This is a genomic window from Amycolatopsis thailandensis (assembly GCF_042723255.1).
GTDB classification, from domain to species: domain Bacteria; phylum Actinomycetota; class Actinomycetes; order Mycobacteriales; family Pseudonocardiaceae; genus Amycolatopsis; species Amycolatopsis thailandensis.
Genome location: NZ_JBHXJK010000082.1, coordinates 1 through 21704 on the forward strand (window position 1 = coordinate 1; position 21704 = coordinate 21704).

General features: G+C 69.4%; 19 protein-coding genes. 14 read left to right on the forward strand and 5 right to left on the reverse strand.

Annotated features, from left to right (window positions below; all coding sequences use genetic code 11):
- Nucleotides 1-340: 340 nt before the first annotated feature.
- A complete protein-coding gene (locus tag ACFWMR_RS28055; RefSeq protein ID WP_378380516.1) occupies nucleotides 341-1708 on the reverse strand; it encodes a neutral zinc metallopeptidase in 1368 nt (455 codons plus the stop codon).
- Between the two features lie 259 nt (nucleotides 1709-1967).
- Here ACFWMR_RS28055 and ACFWMR_RS28060 point away from each other — a divergent pair, with 259 nt between their 5' ends.
- From ACFWMR_RS28060 to ACFWMR_RS28115, 12 genes are all read left to right on the forward strand, one after another.
- The gene (locus tag ACFWMR_RS28060; protein ID WP_378380517.1) at nucleotides 1968-3737 is read left to right on the forward strand and encodes a DUF2207 family protein; all 1770 of its coding nucleotides are present in this window, start codon (nucleotides 1968-1970) and stop codon (nucleotides 3735-3737) included.
- A gap of 85 nt (nucleotides 3738-3822) precedes the next feature.
- Nucleotides 3823-5412: a DUF2207 family protein gene (locus ACFWMR_RS28065; RefSeq protein WP_378380519.1), complete on the forward strand. Its 1590-nt coding sequence runs from the start codon at nucleotides 3823-3825 to the stop codon at nucleotides 5410-5412.
- 21 nt (nucleotides 5413-5433) lie between these two features.
- On the forward strand, nucleotides 5434-6747 hold the full coding sequence (locus tag ACFWMR_RS28070; protein ID WP_378380520.1) for a M16 family metallopeptidase: 1314 nt from the start codon (nucleotides 5434-5436) through the stop codon (nucleotides 6745-6747).
- Nucleotides 6744-8120 (forward strand): M16 family metallopeptidase, encoded by a 1377-nt coding sequence (locus tag ACFWMR_RS28075; RefSeq protein ID WP_378380521.1) that lies wholly within the window; start codon nucleotides 6744-6746, stop codon nucleotides 8118-8120. The genes ACFWMR_RS28070 and ACFWMR_RS28075 overlap by 4 nt, the downstream gene beginning before the upstream one ends.
- Before the next feature lie 47 nt (nucleotides 8121-8167).
- A complete protein-coding gene (gene nudC, locus ACFWMR_RS28080) occupies nucleotides 8168-9133 on the forward strand; it encodes an NAD(+) diphosphatase (RefSeq protein ID WP_378380542.1) in 966 nt (321 codons plus the stop codon).
- 407 nt (nucleotides 9134-9540) lie between these two features.
- Nucleotides 9541-9786: a hypothetical protein gene (locus ACFWMR_RS28085; protein ID WP_378380522.1), complete on the forward strand. Its 246-nt coding sequence runs from the start codon at nucleotides 9541-9543 to the stop codon at nucleotides 9784-9786.
- A 306-nt stretch (nucleotides 9787-10092) separates the two neighbouring features.
- Nucleotides 10093-11343 carry an ROK family transcriptional regulator gene (locus ACFWMR_RS28090; RefSeq protein WP_378380543.1) on the forward strand — a complete coding sequence of 417 codons (1251 nt, stop codon included), beginning with the start codon at nucleotides 10093-10095 and terminating at the stop codon, nucleotides 11341-11343.
- A gap of 10 nt (nucleotides 11344-11353) precedes the next feature.
- Complete coding sequence (locus ACFWMR_RS28095; RefSeq protein ID WP_378380523.1) at nucleotides 11354-12736, forward strand: extracellular solute-binding protein; 1383 nt, start codon at nucleotides 11354-11356, stop codon at nucleotides 12734-12736.
- A 4-nt stretch (nucleotides 12737-12740) separates the two neighbouring features.
- A complete protein-coding gene (locus ACFWMR_RS28100; protein WP_378276526.1) occupies nucleotides 12741-13730 on the forward strand; it encodes a carbohydrate ABC transporter permease in 990 nt (329 codons plus the stop codon).
- Nucleotides 13727-14620, forward strand: coding sequence for a carbohydrate ABC transporter permease (locus ACFWMR_RS28105; protein WP_378380524.1), 894 nt, complete (start codon nucleotides 13727-13729; stop codon nucleotides 14618-14620). The genes ACFWMR_RS28100 and ACFWMR_RS28105 overlap by 4 nt, the downstream gene beginning before the upstream one ends.
- Entirely contained in the window at nucleotides 14617-15882 is a 1266-nt protein-coding gene (locus tag ACFWMR_RS28110; RefSeq protein ID WP_378380525.1) for a 6-phospho-beta-glucosidase, read from the forward strand. The genes ACFWMR_RS28105 and ACFWMR_RS28110 overlap by 4 nt, the downstream gene beginning before the upstream one ends.
- Complete coding sequence (locus tag ACFWMR_RS28115; protein WP_378380526.1) at nucleotides 15867-16871, forward strand: N-acetylglucosamine kinase; 1005 nt, start codon at nucleotides 15867-15869, stop codon at nucleotides 16869-16871. Before ACFWMR_RS28110 ends, ACFWMR_RS28115 begins: the two co-directional genes overlap by 16 nt.
- 83 nt (nucleotides 16872-16954) lie before the next feature.
- Here the strand turns inward: ACFWMR_RS28115 and ACFWMR_RS28120 are convergent, their stop codons facing one another.
- The 4 genes from ACFWMR_RS28120 to ACFWMR_RS28135 are packed head-to-tail and all read right to left on the reverse strand — an operon-like array spanning nucleotide 16955 to nucleotide 19692.
- The gene (locus ACFWMR_RS28120) at nucleotides 16955-17464 is read right to left on the reverse strand and encodes an SRPBCC domain-containing protein (RefSeq protein WP_378380527.1); all 510 of its coding nucleotides are present in this window, start codon (nucleotides 17462-17464) and stop codon (nucleotides 16955-16957) included.
- Nucleotides 17461-17787, reverse strand: coding sequence for an ArsR/SmtB family transcription factor (locus tag ACFWMR_RS28125; RefSeq protein ID WP_378278571.1), 327 nt, complete (start codon nucleotides 17785-17787; stop codon nucleotides 17461-17463). Before ACFWMR_RS28125 ends, ACFWMR_RS28120 begins: the two co-directional genes overlap by 4 nt.
- Before the next feature lie 43 nt (nucleotides 17788-17830).
- Nucleotides 17831-19201, reverse strand: a complete 1371-nt coding sequence (locus ACFWMR_RS28130; protein ID WP_378278572.1) for a GntT/GntP/DsdX family permease — start codon at nucleotides 19199-19201, stop codon at nucleotides 17831-17833.
- Nucleotides 19198-19692, reverse strand: coding sequence for a gluconokinase (locus ACFWMR_RS28135; protein ID WP_378380528.1), 495 nt, complete (start codon nucleotides 19690-19692; stop codon nucleotides 19198-19200). The genes ACFWMR_RS28130 and ACFWMR_RS28135 overlap by 4 nt, the downstream gene beginning before the upstream one ends.
- A 122-nt stretch (nucleotides 19693-19814) precedes the next feature.
- Between ACFWMR_RS28135 and ACFWMR_RS28140 the strand changes: the two genes are divergently transcribed.
- Both ACFWMR_RS28140 and ACFWMR_RS28145 read left to right on the forward strand, forming a co-directional pair.
- Nucleotides 19815-20486, forward strand: a complete 672-nt coding sequence (locus tag ACFWMR_RS28140; RefSeq protein WP_378278577.1) for a FadR/GntR family transcriptional regulator — start codon at nucleotides 19815-19817, stop codon at nucleotides 20484-20486.
- Between the two features lie 53 nt (nucleotides 20487-20539).
- Nucleotides 20540-21481: a cobalamin biosynthesis protein CobD/CbiB gene (locus ACFWMR_RS28145; protein ID WP_378380529.1), complete on the forward strand. Its 942-nt coding sequence runs from the start codon at nucleotides 20540-20542 to the stop codon at nucleotides 21479-21481.
- Nucleotides 21482-21704 lie beyond the last annotated feature (223 nt).

A 21704-nucleotide genomic window follows, 5' to 3' on the forward strand; every position in this document is an offset into this window, starting at 1 on the left:
ACGGACCGCCGTTCCGTGAAGGCCTCCGTCCCTACCTTGAGAGTAGGGAAGGAGGCCTTCACGGACTTGCCGGATCGTTCGTGAGGCCGCCTGTCCGCGTGCAAGTACATGAAGGCCCCCTTCCTTACGTCTAGCGCAAGGAAGGGGGCCTTCATGTACTTAGCCGCGGTGTCGCGCAACCGGTGCGGCTGGTGATGTCGCTGTGACGAACGTGGCGATGTACCAGTCCGTGAAGGCCTCCTTAAGGGACCCAGAGTCCCTCAAGGAGGCCTTCACGGACTTGCGGCAGCGGCGGAGCAGCAGCGAAGCAGCGGTAGCGGGGTAGCGCCAGCGGCCAGCGTCAGGACACGTCGGAGGACTTAGCCGCCCACGTGTTGCACTCGAACATCCGGTTCTTCTGCGCGCCGTGCTGCCACCACGAGACCGCGTGCGCGTCGGAGCCGTGGTCGCGCGGGCCGCCGTTGTGGTCGCCGCGGTCCTGGGTCTGCCAGGCGTCGCGGTACATCGCCTGGTCGACCGAGCCGCCGCGGCCCACCGTCGAACCGAGGAACGTCCCGGACAGGCACTGCGCCGAGAGTTCGTTGCGCCGCGACATCTCCAGGCCCGCGGCCGAGTCGATGCCCGCTTCGTACCGGGCGTCCCAGTAGGCCTCCGAGATACCGGAAAGCGCCTGGATGTGGTGCGCGTACTCGTGGGCGAAGACGGCCAGATAGACCCCGGGCCGGTTGCCGTACTGGTTGGGCTGAAGGCCTTCGTACGGCATGTAGAGCGTCTCGTTCTGCGAGCAGTAGAACGCCGCCACCGTGCCGCCGCTGGCGTCGCCGCACGGACTCGACCAGTTCTTGCCGGACGGGTACTTCACGGTCGGGACCCGGAACGGCAGCTGCGTGTAGTTCATGACCTGCTGCCAGACACTGTCCAAACAGGGCCGCGCGCTTTCGAAGAACGCGGCCGACGCGTCCGGGTTGGTCGCCCAGCGCGAGAGGTTGCACGCCTGGTTCGGCAGGCCGACCTTGTTGTCCAGCCACAGCGGGTTGTCCGCGAGCTTGTGCTGCGGCCGCGGGCCGGAGGGTGCCCGGCTCGCCGACGTCTCGCGGGTCGAGCCCGCCGACGTCTCCCGCGAGGCTGTCGAATCGCGCGAACGGCCGGTGGTCGTCGTCGACGTGTCGCTGGACGACGTCGTCGTGTAGTCCGAAGAGGACGACGTCGTCGGGTACGACGAATAGCTCGAGTATCCGGCGTCCGCCACGTGTTTCGAGCCGCCGTTGGCGATGGTGATCACCATGAGCAGCCCGCCGAGCACCGCCATCACGGCCACGATCGCGACCGCGGCGATGACACCGCCGTTCGACTTCTTCGCGCCATAGCCCCCATATGGAGCGAAAGCGGGCTGCGCGAAACGCGGACCGTAAGGAAGCTGCGGCGGACCGACGGCACCGGGCTGGAACGGGACCGGTGCGCCGAACTGCGGCGGCGGCAACGGGGCCGCGCCCGGCGGGGGCAGCGGCATCCCGCCGGTCGGCGGACCCGGCCGGAACGGCGGCGGGATCGGCGTCGGCTGTGAGACAGGCGGCTGTGAGACAGGCGGCCCTGGGACAGGCGGCGGCGAGATCGGCGGACGTCCCGCGCCCGGCGGCCGGTGACCCGGCTGTCCGGGACGGCCGGGCGGCGGCTGGCCACCGGGGCCCGGCCGGTTCGGCGGCGGCACCGGCGGACCGCCACGCGGCGGCAGCGGACGCGCCCCCGGAGGCGGGAGTGGACGGCCGCCCTGCGGCGGTCGCGGTGGCCCCGGTGGTCGCGGTTGCCCCGGAGGTGGCGGAGTCGGCCGGCGCCGCGGATCAGGCGGGCCGGGCGGCTGCTGGTTCATCGAGTGGATCCCCCATGCGGTTCGGCAACGCCGTTCGCCCAGGTAGCGGATTCGGCGTTTCGGCGGTCAGCATAGATCGGCTGGCCTAGAGTGTGTGGCTGTGTTGACGAAATGGGGGACGGCGGTCGTGGCCGTCGCGGCGAGCTCGGCCTTGATGGCCCCGCCGTCGGATACGAATGTGCCTGAGGCGCCCGAAGCGGGCCCTTCGCTGACGAACGCGCCGCAGTTGCCGAAGCCGCCGCCACTCGGCGCGCGCGAGCAGCTCGGGCTGCTCCAGCCACCGAGCGGCGCGTCCGCGAACATCGCGGTGAAGGTGGAACGCGACGGTTCGGTGTCGATCGCCGAGCAGGTGACCGTCCCGGGTGGACAGCACCTGGTGCGCCGGATCCCGTTGAAGGTTCCCGCCGGTGAAGAGCAGGATCGCGTCTACGGGGTCCGTGACGTCTCGGTCGAGGGCGCGGGCAAGACCGAGTCGAACGGCGAGCAGCTGGTCGCCACCTTCGACGGCGGCGCGTCCACCCTCAAGTACAAAGTGGACGGGGCGGTCGCGGACGTCAACGGCGCGCAGCAGGTGCGCTGGCAGGTCGCGAGCGGCTGGGACGGCGAACTGTCCCGGGTGTCCGCTTCGTTCAGCGCGCCGACGCGCGAAATGCCCACAGTGGACTGTTTCGCCGGGCCGCTCGGTTCGGACAGGCAGTGCTCGCTCGCGGAGACCGACCACAGTGGCGTCGTCCGCATCGAGCAGGACAAGCTCGCGGCGGGCGAGCGGGTCGACCTCGCCGTCGGACTCCCGGCGGGCACCGTGCCCGCGAACGCGAGGTTCGAGCAGATCGCCTCGGTCGGCGGCGCGTTCGCCCTCACGACCATCGCCGGCATCGGTTTCGGTGCCCTGGCGCTGTTCCTGATCCTCGGCGCGCTGGCCGTCGTGCTCCTGCGCCGTCGCGACAAGGGCGCGCTCACCGCCGGTGCCGGACCGGTCGACGTCCTCATGCGCGAGGGTGACAGGGTCTCCTTCGCCTCGCCCGACGGCGTCCTGCCCGGCCAGGTCGGCACGGTCGTCGACGGCACGGTCGACGTCGTGGACGTCAGCGGCACGGTGGTCGACCTCGCGGTCCGCAACTACCTGTGGATCTCCGAGTTCCGGGGCGCCGGGACCGTCGACTGGCAGATCGCCCGCCGCAACGCGCCGGACGAGCATCTCGTCGCCTTCGAACGCGAGATCTACACCGCGATCCTCCCCGAGGGCACCGATTCCGTGCTGCTGTCGGAACTCCGCGGCCTCGGCACCGTCGATCTCCGTGTCGCCGGTGAGGCGATGTACGCCGACGTGGTGCGCAAGGGCTGGTTCTCCCGCCGCCCGGACAAGGGCAAGAGCAAGCTGACCCTGGTGGGCATCGGCCTGGTCGCGCTCGGCCTCGTGGGCACCGCGGTCCTGACGTTCACCGCCGGGCACGCGCTGCTCGGCGTCGCGGTCGCGCTCGCCGGGGTCGCCACGCTGCTGGGTGCCTCGTGGGTGCCGCCGCGCACCTCGCGCGGCAGGCGGCTGGTCGGCCAGGTGCGCGGGCTGCTCGAATACCTGCACACCGTCAAGGTCGACGCCATTCCGTCGGCGGACCGGGAAATGGTGTTCTCCCGGTCGCTGCCGTACGCCATCGTCCTCGGCGACACCGAACACTGGCTCCGGACCTTCGAGGGGCTCGACCCGTCGGCGGACGGCTCGGCCGGGCTGTACTGGTTCAGCGGCCTCGAAGGCGACCGGGATCTGCGCCGGTTCGCCGCGCACCTGCCGTCGTTCCTGTCCGCTTTGGACGGTCTGCTCGCCGAATCCGGGCACCTGCGCTCGATCCGCCCGGAACCGGTCCCCGCCTGACGTGAACACTCGCAATTCGTCCTCTGGATGCGGTAGTTGCCTGCGCAAGTACCGCATTCAGAGGACTAAATGCGTTTTCCCGCTGGTGGTCCTCCTGCTGGTGCTGGGCGCGGCACCGGCGGGAGCGCAGGGAGAGCCACAACTGCCGTCGCTGCCGAACAGCGCGGAGATCTCGCTCAAGGTGGAACGCGACGGCGCACTGTCGGTCGTCGAGGCGGTGTCCGTGCCGAGCGAGGGGTCGATGACGCGCCGGATCCCGCTCCGCACGGCGGCCCCGCGCGACCGCGACCGGATCATCGGCATCCGTGACGTCGTCATCGAGGGCGCGGGCGGTTCCGAGCTGACCGACGACGAGTTCACCGTCAAGCTCAAGGGCGGCACCTCGATCGTCCGGTACACAGTGGACGGTGCGGTTTCCGAAGCCGACGGCCTGACACGGGTCGCCTGGCAGCTCGCGGGCGGCTGGGACAGCAGGCTCGAACTCGTGCGCGCGAGCTTCGCCGCGCCGTCCATCCCGAACGCGGTCACCTGCTACGCCGGTCCCGAGGGATCGCGCGCGCACTGCGGGACGGCCCAGATCGCGCACTCCGGGCTGACCCGGTTCAGCCAGCAGAACCTCGCGGCCGGGCAGCGGATGGAGATCTCGGTCGAGCTGCCCGGCGGGACCGTCCCGGCGAACGCGCGACTGGAGCCGTCGAAGACGTTCGCCGGCGCCTTCGTGCTCACCGCTCCGGTCGGCTGGGCCTGGGGCGGCTTCGCGCTCGCGCTGGTTGTCGCCGCCGTCGCACTCGCGCTGCTGCGAAGGCGGGACAAGCACCCCGGCGGCGCGCTCCCGGTCCGGCTGCTCACCGGGAAGGACGACAAGGCCGCGTTCGCGTCACCCGACTGCGTGCTGCCGGGACAGGTCGGCACCGTCCTGTCGGGGCGTGCCGACGCCGTCGACCTCGCCGCGACCGTGGTAGACCTCGCGGTCCGGAACTACCTGTGGGTGAGCGAGGAGCCCGGCGAGCTGACCGGCTGGCGGCTCGTCCGCCGCAACCCGCCGGACGAGCAGCTGACCGTCTTCGAACGTGCGGTGTTCGACGCCCTGCTGCCGGACGAGCGGGAGTCGGTGCTGCTGTCGGAGATCCAGGCCGAGCGGATCGGGATCGAATCGGTGCGGGCCGCGCTGGACGACAGCGTGGTCGAACGACGCTGGTACTCGCGGCTGCCCGGCAAGCTCACTCGCGTCGGCCTGCGGATCTGCTTCTACGGTTTGTTCCTCACCATCCTGCTGGCGTTGACTGTCGGGTATGCCCAGCTCGGACTGATCGTCATCGCCGCCGGCGCCGTACTCGCCGTCGCCGCCCGGTGGCTGCCGGTGCGCACCGGCGCCGGCGTCACGCTGCACCGGCGGCTGCTCGGCGTCCGCGACGCGCTGCTGGCGACCAAGGCCTCGGCCGTCCCGGAGCTCGAACGCGAGGTCCTCCTGTCGAGGGCCCTGCCCTACGCGCTCGCTCTCGGCGAACAAGAACCGTGGGTCGCCGGATTCGCCGCGCTCAAGGGGCCGCCCAAGATCTACTGGTACGGCAAGGAAACCGCCGAAGAGGTGGAGTTCGCGCGGGTGAGCGACTTCACCGCCGCACTAGTGGGAACCTTCGCCGCGACCCGCCAGGGCCGTCGCCTGGAGGCCTGACTAGCCCGTAGGGTGGTGCGCATGGCCGATCCCGAGCTTGTCCGATTCACCCTCGACAACGGTCTGCGCGTGGTGCTCGCGCCCGACGCGACCGCTCCGGTGGTGGGTGTCAGCGTCCACTACGACGTGGGCTTCCGTTCCGAGCCCGAAGGGCGCACCGGTTTCGCGCACCTCTTCGAGCATTTGATGTTCCAGGGGAGCGAGAGCCTGGAGAAGCTCGCGCACTTCCGGTACGTCCAGTCGAGTGGTGGCAGCTTCAACGGCTCCACCCATCCGGACTACACGGACTACTTCGAGGTACTCCCCGCCGCGGCTCTCGAGCGCGCCCTGTTCCTCGAAGCGGACAGGATGCGGGCGCCGAAGCTGACGCAGGAGAACCTGGCCAACCAGATCGACGTGGTCAAGGAGGAGATCCGCCTCAACGTGCTGAACCGGCCGTACGGCGGGTTCCCGTGGATCACCCTCCCGCCGGTGCTGTACTCCACGTTCCCCAACGCGCACAACGGATACGGCGGTTTCGAGGACCTCGAACAGGCCACCCTCGACGACTGCGCGGCCTTCTTCGACACCTACTACTCGCCCGCGAACGCGGTGCTGACCGTCGCCGGTGACTTCACCGTCGAGCAGGCCCGCGAGCTGATCGAGAAGCACTTCGGCGACGTGCCGCACCGGCCCGCGCCGCAGCGTCCCTCGTTCGCCGAGCCCGCCCCCGAAGGCGAGCTGCGCGGCGAGCAGATCGACCCGCACGCCCCGCTGCCCGCGGTCGGCGTCGGCTACCGCATGCCGGACCCGATCAACGATCTCGACGCCTACCTGGCCAACCTCGTGCTCGCCGGAGTGCTGACCGACGGAGACGGCTCCCGACTCCAGCAGCGCCTGGTGCACCGCGAGCCGCTGGTCGTCGACATCGGCGCGGGCGCCGGGCTGTTCGGCCCGTTCGAGGCCCGCGACCCGGACACGTTCACCATCACCGCGATCCACCCGCACGAGGTGAGCACCGACCAGGTCCTCGCCGCGCTGGACGAGGAACTGGAGAAGCTGGCGGCCACGCCGCCGGAGGACCAGGAACTGAAGAAGGTCACCGCGCGCTGGGCCGCGAGCCTGCACTCCGAGCACGACAAGCTGGTGTCCCGCACGCTGGCCCTCGGCTCGTTCGAGCTGCTGTACGGCGACGCGTCGCTGGTGTACCGGCTCGCCGAGAAGATGTCGGGCGTCACCGCGGAAGCCGTTTCGGCGGCGGCGAAGGCGCTGCGGCCGGACTCGCGGGCCGTGCTCGTCGTCCGCCCCGGCAATGGAGCCAGTGGATCCGCAGACCAGGAAGGCACCGAGCAGTGAGCGCACCGCACCGCACCGCCGAGGAGATCGGCCGCACCGCCGCCGGGCCGCGTCCGGTCCCGTCGCTGGGGACGCAGCGCGCCGCCGCCGATCTGTCCCATGTGGACACCACGCTGAGCAACGGGCTGCGGGTGCTCGCCGTCCGCAAGCCCACCGTGCCGCTGGTCGAGATGCGGGTGTGGATCCCGTTCGCCGGCGACGACAAGCTGCACCCGGCGACGGCCGAGGTGCTGGCCGAGACCCTGCTGACCGGCACCGCCCGCCGCGACCGCATCGAGATCGACGCGGATCTGGCGCTGATCGGCGGTGACCTCGCGTCCGGCGTCGACCCGGAGCGCCTGGCCATCACCGGTACCTCGCTGGCCGACGGCCTGCCGACGATGCTCGACGTCCTCGCCGACGCGCTGACAGGCGCGTCGTACGCGGACGCCGAGGTCGAGCGGGAACGCGAGCGCCTCATCGAGCGGATCGCCGTCTCCCGCACGCAGCCGCGGACGATCGCCCGCGAGGCGCTGCAGAAGCACCGCTACGGGAACCACCCCGCCGTGCGCGAGGTGCCGCAGGCCGAAGACGTCGCGGTCGTGACGCCGGAGCAGGTGCGCGCGCTGCACCAGGCCTCGGTGCTGCCGCGGGGATCCGTGCTGGTGCTCGTCGGCGACATCGACCCGCAGACCGTCATCGGCGACCTGGAGAAGGCGCTCGGCGGCTGGGCCTCGGACCGGTCCGCCGTCCGGCTGCCCGCGCTGCCCGACCTCGCCGGCGGCAACGTCCTGCTGGTGCCGCGGGCCGGCGCCGTGCAGTCGCAGATCCGGCTGTCCGCGCAGACCGTGTCCCGCACCGACCCGAGGTACGCCGCGCTGCAACTGGCGAACCTCGCCTACGGCGGGTATTTCTCGTCGCGGCTGGTCGAGAACATCCGTGAGGACAAGGGTTACACCTACAGCGCGCACTCCGGATTCGAGTTCACCGACCAGACCGCCGTGGTGAACGTCGACGCGGACACCGCGACCGACGCGACCGCGGCCGCGCTGATGGAGACGCGGTACGAACTGGCCAGGCTCGGTCTCGTGCCGCCGACCGCCGAAGAGGTCGAGTCGGTGCGGCAGTACGCGATCGGTTCGCTGGTCACGGCCGCGTCCTCGCAGGCGGGTCTCGCCGCGCAGCTGGCCGCGCTCGCCGCGACCGGACTGGGCGCCGAATGGCTCGCCGGGCATCCGGAGCGGCTGGCCGCGGTCACCGCCGAAGACGTGGCGAACGCGGCGCTGGAGTTCTTCGCGCCCAAGCGGTTCACCGGTGTCGTCGTCGGCGACGCCGAAGTCCTCGCGCCGAAGCTGAAGGCACTGGGCGATGTGACCGTCGGGGAGCCCGCTTGACCGAGGCACCGTTCGGGTTGGGGGCGCTCCCGACGCTTTCGCGCTCCATGGCGGACCGTCAGGAATCCTTGCGCACCAACCCGGACAGGCTCGCCACGCGCTGGGCCGACGCCCGGGTGGTGCTGCTCGACGAGGACGCGCGCACCCCGGTCGTGGAGGGTTCCGGCGCGCTCGCGACCCGCAAGACGCAGGACTTCGGCACCGAGCCGCCCGCCGACGCGGTCTTCCTGGGGGAGTGGCAAGGCACCGACTTCTGGTCGCTGCCCGGCCGCCCCGAGGGGGAGACCGAGACCGTCGAAATGGCGGGCAGCTGGGGCGTCGTCGAAGCGGTCCCGCGGCACGAAGGCGAGATCTGGGTCGACCTGCGCGGCTACGGCGACCTGCTCGACGACGTGTCGGCGGGGCTGTTCACCACCGCGCAGGCGCTGCGGAACTGGCGTCGGCAGGCGAAGTTCTGCACGCGTTGCGGGAGCGAGACCGAGCTGGTCCAGCTGGGCTGGGCGAGCAAGTGCACCGGCTGCGGCCGGGAGGAGTACCCGCGCACCGACCCCGCGGTGATCTGCCTCGTGCACGACGACGCGGGTGTCAACGGCGAGCACGTCCTGCTGGCGCGGCAGCCGATCTGGCCGCCGGACCGGTACTCGATCCTCGCCGGTTTCGTCGAGGCGGGGGAGTCGCTCGAAGGCTGTGTCGAGCGGGAGATCCGTGAAGAGGTCGGCGTCGACGTGCGCGATGTGCGCTATCTCGGCAGCCAGCCGTGGCCGTTCCCGCGGTCGATCATGCTCGGCTTCACCGCGCGAGCCGACATCTCCGCTCCGCTGATTCCCGCGGAAGGCGAGATCGAAGAGGCCTTCTGGGTTTCGCGGGCGGAGGTGCGGGCCGCGTTCGCGAACAGCCAGCTGCGGAACGAGGGCGCCGTGCCGACCCCGATCGCCGGCGGCACGCGGCAGCTGGTGCTGCCGGGGAACTCGTCCATCGCGCGCGTGATGCTGGCGGCCTGGGCCGGCGTTTAGTCCCAGCTCAAGTACATGAAGGCCCCCTTCACTGCGCTAGGCGCAATGAAGGGGGCCTTCATGTACTTCGGCGAGGGGCGCCGGACCCGAGCCGGGACGTGCCTGAAGCCGTGACTCGCGTGCCTGAAGGCGTGACTCGCGTGCTTGAAGGCGTGACTCGCGTGCTTGAAGGCGTAACTCGTGAGATCCGCCTTCAAGCACGCGAGTTCCGGCCTTGATCACGCGAGTTCCGGCTTCAAGCACGCGGTGCGCCAAGTGGCCGCGGGTTCTGGGCCGAAATGGGCGTCGTGACAGACGGGCGTCAACGCTCCGGCCGAGGTTGGTGATTCGCGCACGAGGCGGCGAAGTGTCCGCTATCCTCCTGCTGTCCGATTTCAGGACTTTCGCATCGAAAAACTGGGGAAAACATGAAGAACACCTTGCGGCGGTTCGCCGTCGCCGGGGCCGCTGTCGCGGCCATCGTTTCGTTCGGCGCCGTGAACGCGGGAGCCGCGCAGGCCTCGGACTACGAGTATTTCGGTTCGTACAACGAGGAGGACTGCGGGATCACCGGCCGCCATGGCCAGCTCGCCGGGGACTGGGACGGGTGGATGTGCTACCCCTCGCCCACGTTCCCCTGGGTGTACGACCTGTACGTGCAGCCCAACTTCTGATCGACCGCGTAGCCGAAGGGCCGTCCAGGAACTCCTGGGCGGCCCTTTCGTCGTCCGGCACGCCGCGGAAGAGCAAGGGCCCCAGAGCCCGGGCGATAGCAAAGGTCCCTTGCTCCTCCTGTCTCGCCGAGTCTCGCTCGCTGTGCATGTACGCATACCCGCTGTGCGGAACATCCCAAGCGTTACCTCCCCGTTTCCCAGGCCCGTTGACGGCTGTGGCTCGGCTCACTACAGTCCCCGGAAACCGTCTGTAAAGTTTCCTAACGAAGTCGGGAGCGAGCCCAAGTGCGAGCCGGCAGTCCGCGAATGCTGCGCGAGATCAACGATCGCGCGGCCATCGAGGTCCTCCTCAGGGAAGGCCCGCTGACGCGCTCCGAGCTCGAAGTCGCGATCGGCCTGTCGAAGCCCGCGACGGCGCAGCTGCTCACCCGCCTCGAACAGGACGACGTCGTCACCAAGGCGGGCGTCCGCGGCGGGGGCCGCGGCCCGAGGGCCCAGCTCTGGGAGGTCAACGGCGGCGTCGCCTACGTCGCGGCCGTCGACCTGACACCGCACGTGGCCGATTTCGTCGTCTCCGACGTCACCGGCGCGGTGCTCGCCGAGTACCAGGTCCCGCTGCCGGTCCACGAGGGCGCGGACGTCGTCGGCTCCTTCGGCGCGGCGCTCACCCAGGTCGCCTCCGAAGCCGGACTGGCGACCAAAGATCTCCGCCACGTCGTCATCGGCGCGCAAGGCGCCTTCGACCCGCGCACCGGCCTGCTCTCCTCGGCGCCGCACATCCCCGGCTGGCTCGGCTTCGACGTGCCGAGCAGGCTCAGCCAGGAACTCGGCGTCGAGGTCACCATCGAGAACGACGTCAACCTGGTCGCGATCGTCGAGATGACGGTCGGCCAGGCCGTCGGGCTCGACGACTTCGTGATGATCTGGCTCAGCGACGGCGTCGGCGGCGCGGTGGTGGTCGGCCGCCGACTGTTGCGCGGCGCGACCGGCGGTGGCGGCGAGATCGACTGGATGCGCGTCCCCGACCCGGTTTCCGTCGCCAGGCCGGACGAAAAGCCGCGCGCCGGCGACCGTTTCGGTGACCTCGTCGCGTCGCCCGCCGTCGTCCGGCTGGCCGCCGCGCACGGCATCGAGGCCGAGACCGGTGCGGACGCCGTCGCCAAGGCGCGCGAGCAGAAGAACGAACCCTTCCTCGACGACCTCGCCCGCCGTGTCGCGGGCGGAGCGGCCAACCTGATCGCGGTCGTCGACCCCGAACTCGTGCTCCTCTCCGGTGACACCAGCCGGGCCGGTGGCGACGAATTCGCCGCCCTGGTCGCGAAAAGGCTGCACGAACTGGTCCTGCCCCGCACCCCGGTCGGGGTCGCTTCGGTGCAGGGCAACGCGGTGCGCGAGGGCGCGCTTCAATCGGCGCTCGCCACCGTCCGCAGAGACGTCTTCGGCGTCAACACCCCTTCGCTCCTCGGATCCAGGCGGTCCGGGGCGGGAGAGCCCCATCCGATCGTGGCGATCCCGGATTCACGAACAGAACCACCGTCTCCCGCCCCAACCAACTAGGAGGAGGGTCATGAGTTCCACGACCCAGGTTCGGAGAAGCGGCCGCCGTTGGCGCGGCTCGATAGTGCTCGGCGCGGTCACCGTCGCCGCGCTGGTGTCCGCTTGTTCGGGCGCCGCAAGCGGCCCGAAGGATGGGGCGGGTGACGCGGCGGCGGCCCCCGCCGCGGACGCGAAGCTCACACTGACCGTCTACAGCAAGTTCACCGACCGCGAGTACAACGTGGTCACCGCCGGGCTCAACAAGCTCAAGGCGAAGTTCCCGAACATCGAGATCAAGCACGAAGGCCAGCAGGACGACGACAAGATCACCCAGTCCATCCGCGGTGGCAACCCGCCGGACGTGGCGATCTCGTTCTTCACCGACAACCTCGGCGCGTGGTGCTCCACGGGCAGTTTCCAGGATCTCAAGCCCTACATCGAGCGCGACAAGATCGACCTGAACCAGATCCCGGACGCCGTCCGCAGCTACACCGAGTACCAGGGCAAGCGCTGCGCCATGCCGCTGCTCGCCGACGTCTACGGCTTCTACTACAACAAGGACATGTTCGCGGCGAAGGGCATCACGTCGCCGCCGAAGACGACCTCGGAACTGTTCGAGGCCACCAAGAAGCTGACCGAGTTCAACCCGGACGGCTCGATCAAGGTCGCCGGCTTCCTGCCGTCGATGCCGTTCTACGCCAACTACGCGCAGTACTGGGCCCCGAACTTCGGCGCCACCTACCTCGGTCCGGACGGGCAGTCCCACCTGGCCGACAGCCCCGAGTGGAAGGCGATGTTCGACTTCCAGAAGCAGCTCGTCGACTTCTACGGCGGCCACGCCAAGGTCGAGCAGTTCAAGGCCGGTCTCGGCGAGGAGTACTCGGCGGACCACGGTTTCCAGCGCGGCAAGCTCGCGATGATGATCGACGGCGAGTACCGCACGGCGTTCATCAAGGACCAGGCACCGGAGCTGAAGTTCGCGACCGCGGCCCCGCCGGTGCTCGACAGCAAGCCGGACCGCTACGGCGGCGCGTTCACCACGGGCACGATCATCGCGATCCCCAAGGGCGCCAAGAACCCCGGCGCGGCCTGGGAACTGATCAAGCAGGTCACCCTCGACACCTCGACGCTGGTCGAGCTGTCCAACGGGCTCAAGAACGTCCCGAGCACGAAGGCCGCGCTGACCGACCCGAAGCTCGAAGTGAACCCCGAGTTCAAGACGTTCCTCGACCTGTACAACGGCGGGAAGCTGCTGCCGAACCCGTCGACCCCGATCGGTGACGCGCACCTCAAGGCCGTCAACGACTTCGCGGAGAAGTGGCAGGCGGGCAACATCCCCGACATGGCCGCGGGTCTCAAGCAGGTCGACGCTCAGATCAACGACGAGCTGGCCCAGAAACGCGCCGGCGGCTGATCGCATGACATCGACCCTGGATTCCAGGGCGGTCGGTTCCTCTTCCGCGTCCACCCGGACGCGGAAGGGGAACGCAGCGCGCCGCCGTCGCACGGTCTTCTACTTCATCGCACCGGCGATGCTCGGGTTCCTGATCTTCTTCGGCTACCCGCTGATCGCCACGCTGTACTACTCGTTCACCCGCTACGACCTGATCAACGCGCCGGAGTTCATCGGCTTCGACAACTACATCCGGATGTTCACCAGTGAGCCGCTGGTCGGCACCGCCGCGTACAACACGCTGTGGCTGGTGATCGTCCTGACGTTCTGCCGGGTCGTGTTCGCCCTCGGCACGGCGTCGATCATCTCCCGGCTCAAGTCGGGCGTCGGCCTGGTGCGGACGCTCTGCTACCTGCCTTCGCTGGCCCCGCCCGCCGCGGCGACCCTGGCGTTCGTGTTCCTGTTCAACCCGGAATACGGCCCGGTCAACGCGTTCCTGCGCGCGGTCGGCGTCGACGGCGGCCTGTGGTTCAACGACCCGGCGATGTCGAAGCCCGCGCTGACCCTGCTGGTGATGTGGGGTTCGGGCGAGCTGATGATCATCATCCTGGCCGCGCTGCTCGACGTCCCGCAGGAGCAGTACGAGGCCGCCGAGCTCGACGGCGCCGGGCCGGTCCGCCGGTTCTGGCACGTCACGCTGCCGTCGATCTCGCCGGTGCTGCTGTTCGGTGTCGTCAACTCGATGATCTTCGCGTTGCAGTTCTTCACCCAGGCGATCGTCGCGGGTTCGGCGGCCGCGGGCGCGGCCGACGTCGCGGGAAACACGAGATTCATCGGCGCACCACAGAATTCGACGCTGACCTACCCGGTCTGGCTGTACGTGCAGGGTTTCCGGTACTTCAACATGGGTTACGCGGCGGCGATGGCTGTCCTGCTGTTCATCGTCTCGGCCGGGTTCACCTGGATTCTCGTGCGGCAGCTTCGTAAGTCCCAGCATCAGGAGGAGGGCGGATGACCACCCTGGCCGAGCCCCGGCGCACCGCCCCCGCGTCCGAACCGCCCAAGGTGCGGGTGCGGCGACAATGGGACAAGAAGCTGTACTGGATCGCGACGCACAGCGTGGGCATCGCGATGGGCGTGATCTTCATGCTGCCCATCCTGTTCGTGTTCCTCACCGCGGTGATGTCCAGCGATCAGGCCCTTTCTTCGAACTTCTGGCCGAAGGAATGGCACTTCGAGAACTTCATCGAGGTGTTCGAAAAGGCGCCGCTGCTGCAGTACTTCGGCAACAGCATGCTGTATTCGACGCTGGCCACCGCCGGGGCGCTCATCTCGGCCATCCCGGCAGCGTACGCGCTTTCGAAGCTGAAGTTCCGCGGGCAGAACCTGTTCTTCATGCTCACCGTGGCCGCGATGATGCTGCCGCCGCAGGTCACCGTCGTGCCGCTGTACGACCTGTGGGTGCGGCTCGGGTTCACCGGGACGCTGGTTCCGCTGATCGTGCCGTACTTCTTCTTCGACGCGTTCTCGATCTTCCTGCTGCGCCAGTTCTTCCTCACCATTCCGAAGGACTATCTCGAAGCGGCGAAGATCGACGGCTGCAACGAGTTCCAGGCGATGGTCAAGGTGCTGATCCCGATGGCGAAGCCGGGCATCGCGGCCACCGCGATGTTCTGCTTCCTGTTCACCTGGAACGACTACTTCGGTCCGCTTCTCTACACCGGCGAGACCCGCGACAGCTGGCCGCTTTCGCTGGCGATCGCGTCGTTCCGCGGGATGCACCACGTGGAATGGAACCTCACCATGGCGGCCACCGCGCTGATCATGCTGCCGGTGATCGTGCTGTTCGTGTTCGCACAGAAGTCCTTCGTCAAGGGCGTCACATTCACAGGGGTCAAGGGATGAAACTGGCAGTCGTCGGTGGCGGTTCCACTTACACACCCGAGCTGATCGACGGGATCGCCGGGCGGCGGTCCACTTTGGACGTCGACGAGATCGTGCTGATCGATCCGGACGCCTACCGGGTGGAGGCGGTCGGCGACTTCAGCAACCGGTTGCTGAACCACGCCGGGCATCCGGCGCGGGTCCGCACCACCGCCAGCCTCGAAGAGGGGGTCGACGGTGCCTCGGCGGTGCTGATCCAGTTGCGGGTCGGCGGCCAGCGGGCGCGGCGCGGGGACGAGACGTTCCCGCACGCGTGCGGCTGTGTCGGGCAGGAGACCACGGGGGCGGGCGGCCTCGCGAAGGCGTTGCGCACGGTGCCGGTGGTGCTCGACATCGCCGACAGGGTCCGGAAGATCGCCGGGGACGACACCTGGATCGTCAACTTCACCAACCCGGTCGGCATCGTCACCCGCGCGCTGCTGAACGAGGGGCACCGCGCCGTCGGGCTGTGCAACGTCGCGATCCACCTCCAGCGTACGTTCGCGAGCCTGCTCGGCGCCGGGATCGACGACGTCAAACTCGTCCACACCGGACTGAACCACCTGAGCTGGGAACGGAAGGTGCTCGTCAACGGCGAGGACCGGCTCCCGGAACTCCTCGCCGAGCACGCGGAATTCCTCGGCGAGCACGTCACCGCGCCGGTCGGGTGGATGCGGCGGATGAACGTCGTGCCGTCGTACTACCTGAAGTACTACTACGGCCACGACGAGCAGGTCACGAAGCAGCGCACCGAGCGGCCGCGCGCGGACGTCGTCAGCGACGTCGAGGAGGAACTGCTCAAGGTGTACCTCGACCCGGAGGTGGTGACCAAACCGGAGCAGCTGGAAAAGCGGGGCGGTGCCTACTATTCCGAGGCCGCGGTGCAGCTGGTGCACGCGCTCACCTCGGGTGGTCCCGCGGAGGAGCATGTCGTCAACGTCCGCAACGAAGGCACTTTCGACTTCCTGCCGGACGACGCCGTCATCGAGGTTCCGTCCCTTGTGGACGGTAACGGGCCGCGCCCGATCCCGCAGGCGCCGGTGGAGCAGCGGTTCGCCGGGCTCATCGCCGGGGTGACAGCGTACGAGCACCTCGCGCTGGAGGCGGCGATCAAGGGCGGCCGGGACCGGGTGGCCGACGCGCTGCTCGCGCATCCGCTGGTCGGGCAGTACACCAAGGCCGACCAGCTCGCCGACACGCTCGTGCAGATCAACCGTGAGTTCCTGCCGTGGGCGGGGGCATGACGGGCGGCTCAGGAGACGTCGTCGTCGCGATCGACGGCGGCAACAGCAAGACCGACGTCTTGATCGTCTCCCGGGACGGACGGGTGCTCGGGCAGTCGCGGGGGCCGGGCGCGTCCCCGCAGAACATCGGGGTCGACGCCAGCGTCCAGTTGCTGGAGAAGCTGGTCCTGGAGGCTCTTCGCGGGGCAGGGCTTCCCGCCGAGCGGCCGTTCGCGGCGCATACGTCGGCCTACCTCGCGGGGCTGGATTTCCCCGAAGAGGAAGCGGTCCTGCACGCGGCGCTGGCCGCCCGCGGCTGGAGCGACACGCTGATCGTCGGCAACGACACGCTCGCGCTGCTGCGCGCGGGCAGTGCCGACGGGACGGGCGTGGCGGTGGTGTGCGGCGCCGGGATCAACGGCGCCGGCGTCAGCGCCGACGGCCGTGAACAGCGATTCCCGGCGTTGGGCAAGATCTCCGGCGACTGGGGCGGCGGCTACCGGCTGGGCGAGGAGGCGCTGTGGTGGGCCGTCCGCGCCGAGGACGGCCGGGGTCCGGGCACGGCCTTGCAAGCGGCCGTCACCGCGCACTTCAAGGCGTCTTCGGTGCTGGAAGTGGTGCGGCGCCTGCACTTCGAGGATCTGCACTCCGACTCGATCCACGGCCTGTGCCCGCTGCTGTTCGCCGTCGCGGCGGGGGGCGACGAAGTGGCGCAGGACGTGGTCGACCGGTTCGTCGAGGAGGTCGCGCTCCTGGTTTCGGTCATCCTGCGGCGGCTCGAACTGACCGAGGAAGCGCCCGAGGTCATCCTCGGCGGGGGAGTGCTGACCGGGGTCGGCGCGCCGGTGATCGCGGAGATCGAGCGGCGGTGCCTGAAGGTGGCTCCGCGCGCCGTGATCCAGGTCGTCGACGTCGCTCCCGTGGTCGGCGCGGCACTGTTCGCGCTGGACACCATCGAGGCTCCCGACGCCGCGAAGCTCGCCCTGAAGGCCGCGACCAAGCGGGTCTGAAGGAAGTATCGCGTGTCATGAAAGGGGCTTTCAGGACGAAATATGTCCTGAAAGCCCCTTTCATGACATCGGCGGACCGAGGCTCAGGAAGCGGCGGGGACGAGCGGCGCGTCCGTCTCCAGCAGCGACTTGAGGTCCGACAGGATCCACGCCCAGCCACCACCGGCGTTCTCGCCAGGCCCGGCGTTGATGTCCTCCTGCGAACCGTTGACCAGTGCGGCCGTCCACGGCGCGCCGGTGACGTCGTGGGTGACGGTCAGCCGGGTGCCCGCGGTCTTCGTCTCTTCGATCTCGTAGGTGAGCTTGGTGTACGGCTCCTTGTCGAAGGCGGAGTCCATGTGCAGTTTCCAGGTGACGACCAGCTTGCGCGGCGGGTCGACCTCCAGGACCTCACCGTCGGAAAGGTCCTGAGTGAACCCGGCCTGGACGTAATCCGGCGTGGGGTGGGTGGCGTGCTTGCCACCCACCTTGAGGTCGAAGTCGACCAAGCCGCTGTAGCCGTACTTCTGCGACCACTCGGGCTTCGTGATGGCGTCCCAGATCTTCTCCGGGGTGGCCTTGATGTAGACGCGGTAAACCTGGGTGTCGGTCATTGCGGGTCCTCGGTTTCCAGTTCGGCTTTGAGTTCGAGCAACGCGGTCACGTTGCGCTCGGTGAACTTGTCGATCCACCGGTCGTGGATCTGCCGGATCGGAACCGGGTTGAGGAAGTGCTTCTTCTCCCGGCCCTCCTTGCGCGTGACGACAAGTCCGGCTTCTTCCAGCAGTTTCAAGTGCTTCATCACGCCGAACCGGCTCATGTCCACTTCGGACTCGAGTTCGGTCAGCGTGCGGCCGTCACGCGCGAACAGCTGGTCGAGCAGGAACCGGCGGGTCGGATCTGCCAGAGCCTTGAAAACCAGGTCGTCGTCGGGCACGTCGGAAGAATAGGTGACCAAAAGGTCACGTGTCAACCGGGCGTCACGAAAGGAGGGCGCCCAGCGGGAGGATCAGCGCGATCGCGACCACGGAGATGACCGTCTCCATGATCGACCAGCTCTTCAGCGTCTGCCCGACCGAAAGCCCGAAGTACTCCTTGACCAGCCAGAACCCGGCGTCGTTGACGTGCGAGAAGAACAACGAACCGGCGCCGATCGCCAGCACCAGCAGCGCGCTGTGCGACGGGTCCATGGTCGCCGCGAGCGGTGCGACGATGCCGGCGGCGGACACGGTCGCGACCGTCGCGGAGCCGGTGGCGAGCCGGATCGCGACCGCGACCAGCCAGCCGAGCAGCAGTGGCGACAGGTTCGCGCCCGTGGCCAGGCCGGTGATGACGTTGCCGACCCCGGCGTCGACGAGAGTCTGCTTGAAGCCGCCGCCCGCGCCGACGATGAGCAGGATGCCGGCGATCGGCGGGAGCGAATCGGCCACCGTGGACGACAGCTTGTCGCGCGTGAAGCCCGCCGACTTGCCCAGGGTGAGCATGCCGAGCAGGACCGCGGCGAGCAGGGCCACCAGCGGGTCGCCGATGAAGTCGAGCACGCGGCGGAGGTGGTTCTCCTTGTCCAGCAGGATGTCCGCGAGCGCCTTGCCCATCATCAGCACGACCGGCAACAACACCGTCGACAGCGTCGCGAGGAAGCCGGGACGTCGTCCGTCCGAAGTGGACGATTCGGGGACGAGCCGTTCCGGCGCGACGGCGTCCGGGACCATCTTCGCGGCCAGCCTGCCGAATAGCGGCCCGGCGATGATCACCGTCGGGATCGCGACGAGCAGGCCGAAGGCCAGGGTGAGGCCGACGTTCGCGTTCAGCGCCCCGGCGGCGGCGAGCGGGCCGGGGTGCGGCGGGACGAGGCCGTGCAGCACCGAAAGCCCGGCGAGCGCGGGGATTCCCAGCATCAGCAGCGGTTTCCCGGTGCGCTTGGCGACCAGCAGGATCACCGGGATCAGCATGACCAGGCCGATTTCGAAGAACATCGGCAGCCCGATCAGCGCGGCGACCAGCGCCATCGCCCACGGCAGGGTGCGATCGCCCGCGCGGCGCAGGATGGTGTCGACGATCTGATCGGCGCCGCCGGAGTCGGCGAGCAGTTTGCCGAGCATCGCGCCGAGCGCGATCAGCACGCCGACCGAGGCGACGGTGGAGCCGACGCCGGAACTGAAGCTCTTGATCAGCTTGTCGACCGGCATGCCCCCGACGAGCCCGAGTACGCCGGAGCCGAGGATGAGGGCCAGGAACGGATGCTGTTTCGCCTTGGTGATCAGGACGACGATCACGGCGATGGCGAGCACCGTCGCGCCGATGAGGCGGGTGTCGTGTCCGGTCCAGGCGGCGGCGAGAGTGGTGGTCATGAGAGGTCCTCGAAAGCGGAGAGGGCGGTTTCGACGATTTCTTCCGGCTTCCGCGCGATGTCGGCGACGAGGCCGTATTCGTCGGGGCGCAGCGACTCGAGGTCGGCGAGCTGGGAGTCCAAAAGGGACACCGGCATGAAGTGACCGGAGCGGTGCTTCATTCGTTCCGCGAGCAGGTCGCGGTCGCCGTGGAGGTGCAGGAACCAGACTTTTCCGCCGCCGCGCAGGATGTCGCGGTAGCGATGCTTGAGCGCGGAAGAGGTGACGACGCCGCCGGAGGACTGGTGGTCGGAGATCCAGGCGGCGATGGCTTCGAGCCAGGGTTGCCGGTCTTCGTCGTTCAGCGGGTGGCCGGAGCTCATCTTGTCGATGTTCGCCTGCGGATGGAACGTGTCCGCTTCGGCGTAGTCGACGCCGAGGCGTTCGGCGAGTGCCGTGCCCACGGTCGTCTTGCCCGAGCCGGAAACGCCCATCACCACGATGACGGTCATCCGTACCTCCCACGTCGTTCGGGACGAGTACAGCTCAAAAGTACTACTTAAGCAAGATGAAGTACTACTTAATCGAGTCAGAACGTTAGGGTTCCCAGGTGGGCAATGACAGGCACGCCGAAATGCTCGACGCGGTCGGCTCCGCGATCGCGAACGGACAGCTCCCGCCGGGTTCCGTACTGCGCTCGGAGGAGCTTCAAGAGCGGTTCGGCGCGTCCCGGACGGTGGCGCGCGAGGTGGTGCGTGTCCTCGAAGCGATGTGCCTGACCAGCAGCAAGCGCCGAGTCGGGGTGATCGTGCGCGAGCCGCGTGAATGGAACCATTACGACCCGAGACTGCTCCGCTGGCAACTCGACGGAACCGAGCGGAAGACCGCGCTGCGCACCCTGACCGAGCTGCGCTCCGGCGTCGAACCGTGCGCGGCCCGGTTCGCCGCGCTGCGGGCGACACCGGAAGAAGGCGGCCGCCTCCGCGCCTTGGCGAAGCGGCTGGAGGAGACGGCACACCGGCGGGACCTCGCGACCTTCCTGGGGCACGACGTCGCTTTCCACGACCTGCTGCTGGCCGCGTCGCGGAATCCGATGTTCGCGCAGCTTTCCGCGGTCGTCGCCGAAGTGCTCGCCGGGCGCACCGGGCACGGGCTGATGCCGGAGGAACCCCAGCCCGAGGCCGTCGCGCTGCACGTCGAAGTCGCGGCCGCCGTCGACGCCGGTGACCCTGACCGGGCCGAACGCGCGATGCGGGACATCGTCATCCAGGCGCGCGACGAGATGGCCGTCCTTCTGGACGGATGATCTTCGAGTAACCTCGGCAGGTCTCAAAGGGATACTGCACGCAGGGGGCGACGGTGAGCGCGGCGCGCGCGATCGGCTTGGTGTTGGGGGTGGCCGCGGACGGGGCGATCGGGGATCCCCGGTCACGGCGTCCGGTGACGGCGTTCGCCAGGGCGGCTTCGGCGGTGGACGCGAAAGTCCGGTCGAAGCATCCGGTGGCCGGAGTGCTGTGGACCGGCGGCCTCGCGGGCTCCGCCGTGCTGGCGGGCGTGCTCGCCGAACGCGCCGGGCGGCGCAGCCCCGTCCTGCAGGCGACCACGACCGCGGTGGCCACCTGGGCCGTCCTCGGCGCCGCCGGACTGGCCGCGCACGGCACGTCGCTCGCGCGGGACCTAGAAGAAGGCGAACTCGAAACCGCGCGGGGCACACTGTCCACACTGGACCCCCGGGTCGCCGACGAACTCGGCGTCATCGGCCTTTCGCGCGCTTCGGTGGAGACGCTCGCCGAGAACACCGCGGACGTCGTCATCGCACCCTTGGTGTGGGGGGCGCTGGCCGGAGTGCCGGGCCTGCTCGGCTCGCGCGTGATCAGTCTGCTGCGCGGACTCGGCAGGGGACGTCCCGAGCGGTACCGGTGGCTCGTCGCCCGGCTGGACGAGATCGTCCATCTCGTGCCCACCCGGGTCGCGGCCGGGCTGACCGTGCTCGCGGCACCGGTCGTCGGCGGTTCGGCGGGTGGCGCGTGGCGGGCGTGGCGGCGGGACACGGCCGCGCATCCGAGCCCGAACGCGGGCCGCGTCGAGGCCGCGTTCGCCGGGGCGCTGGAGATCCGCGTCGGTGGGCGGACGGTGTATCCGCACGGGGTCGAGGAACTGCCGGTGCTCGGCATCGGCCGCAACCCGGACGCCGGGCACGTGACGCGGGCCGTGGAGCTTTCGCGGGTGGTCGGGTGGCTGGGCGCGATCAGCTCGGTGGTGCTGGCGGGTCTCGTCGGCCTCTGGCGACGACGCCGCTGACCTGCTGTCCCGTCGGCGGGGAAGCAAGGGACCTTTGCTATCGCCGCGCGCTCTGACCTGCGGAAGGAGAGCAAGGGACCTTTGCTGTCGCGGGCGCTGTGCGGGAATGGGGACGTTGAGTGTCCCTATTCCCACACACCCCGTGCGCCGAGTGGCCGTGGACGCGGACTGTGTGGATTTGGTGCGTCAGACGCACCAAAATCCACACAGTCACCGCGAGACG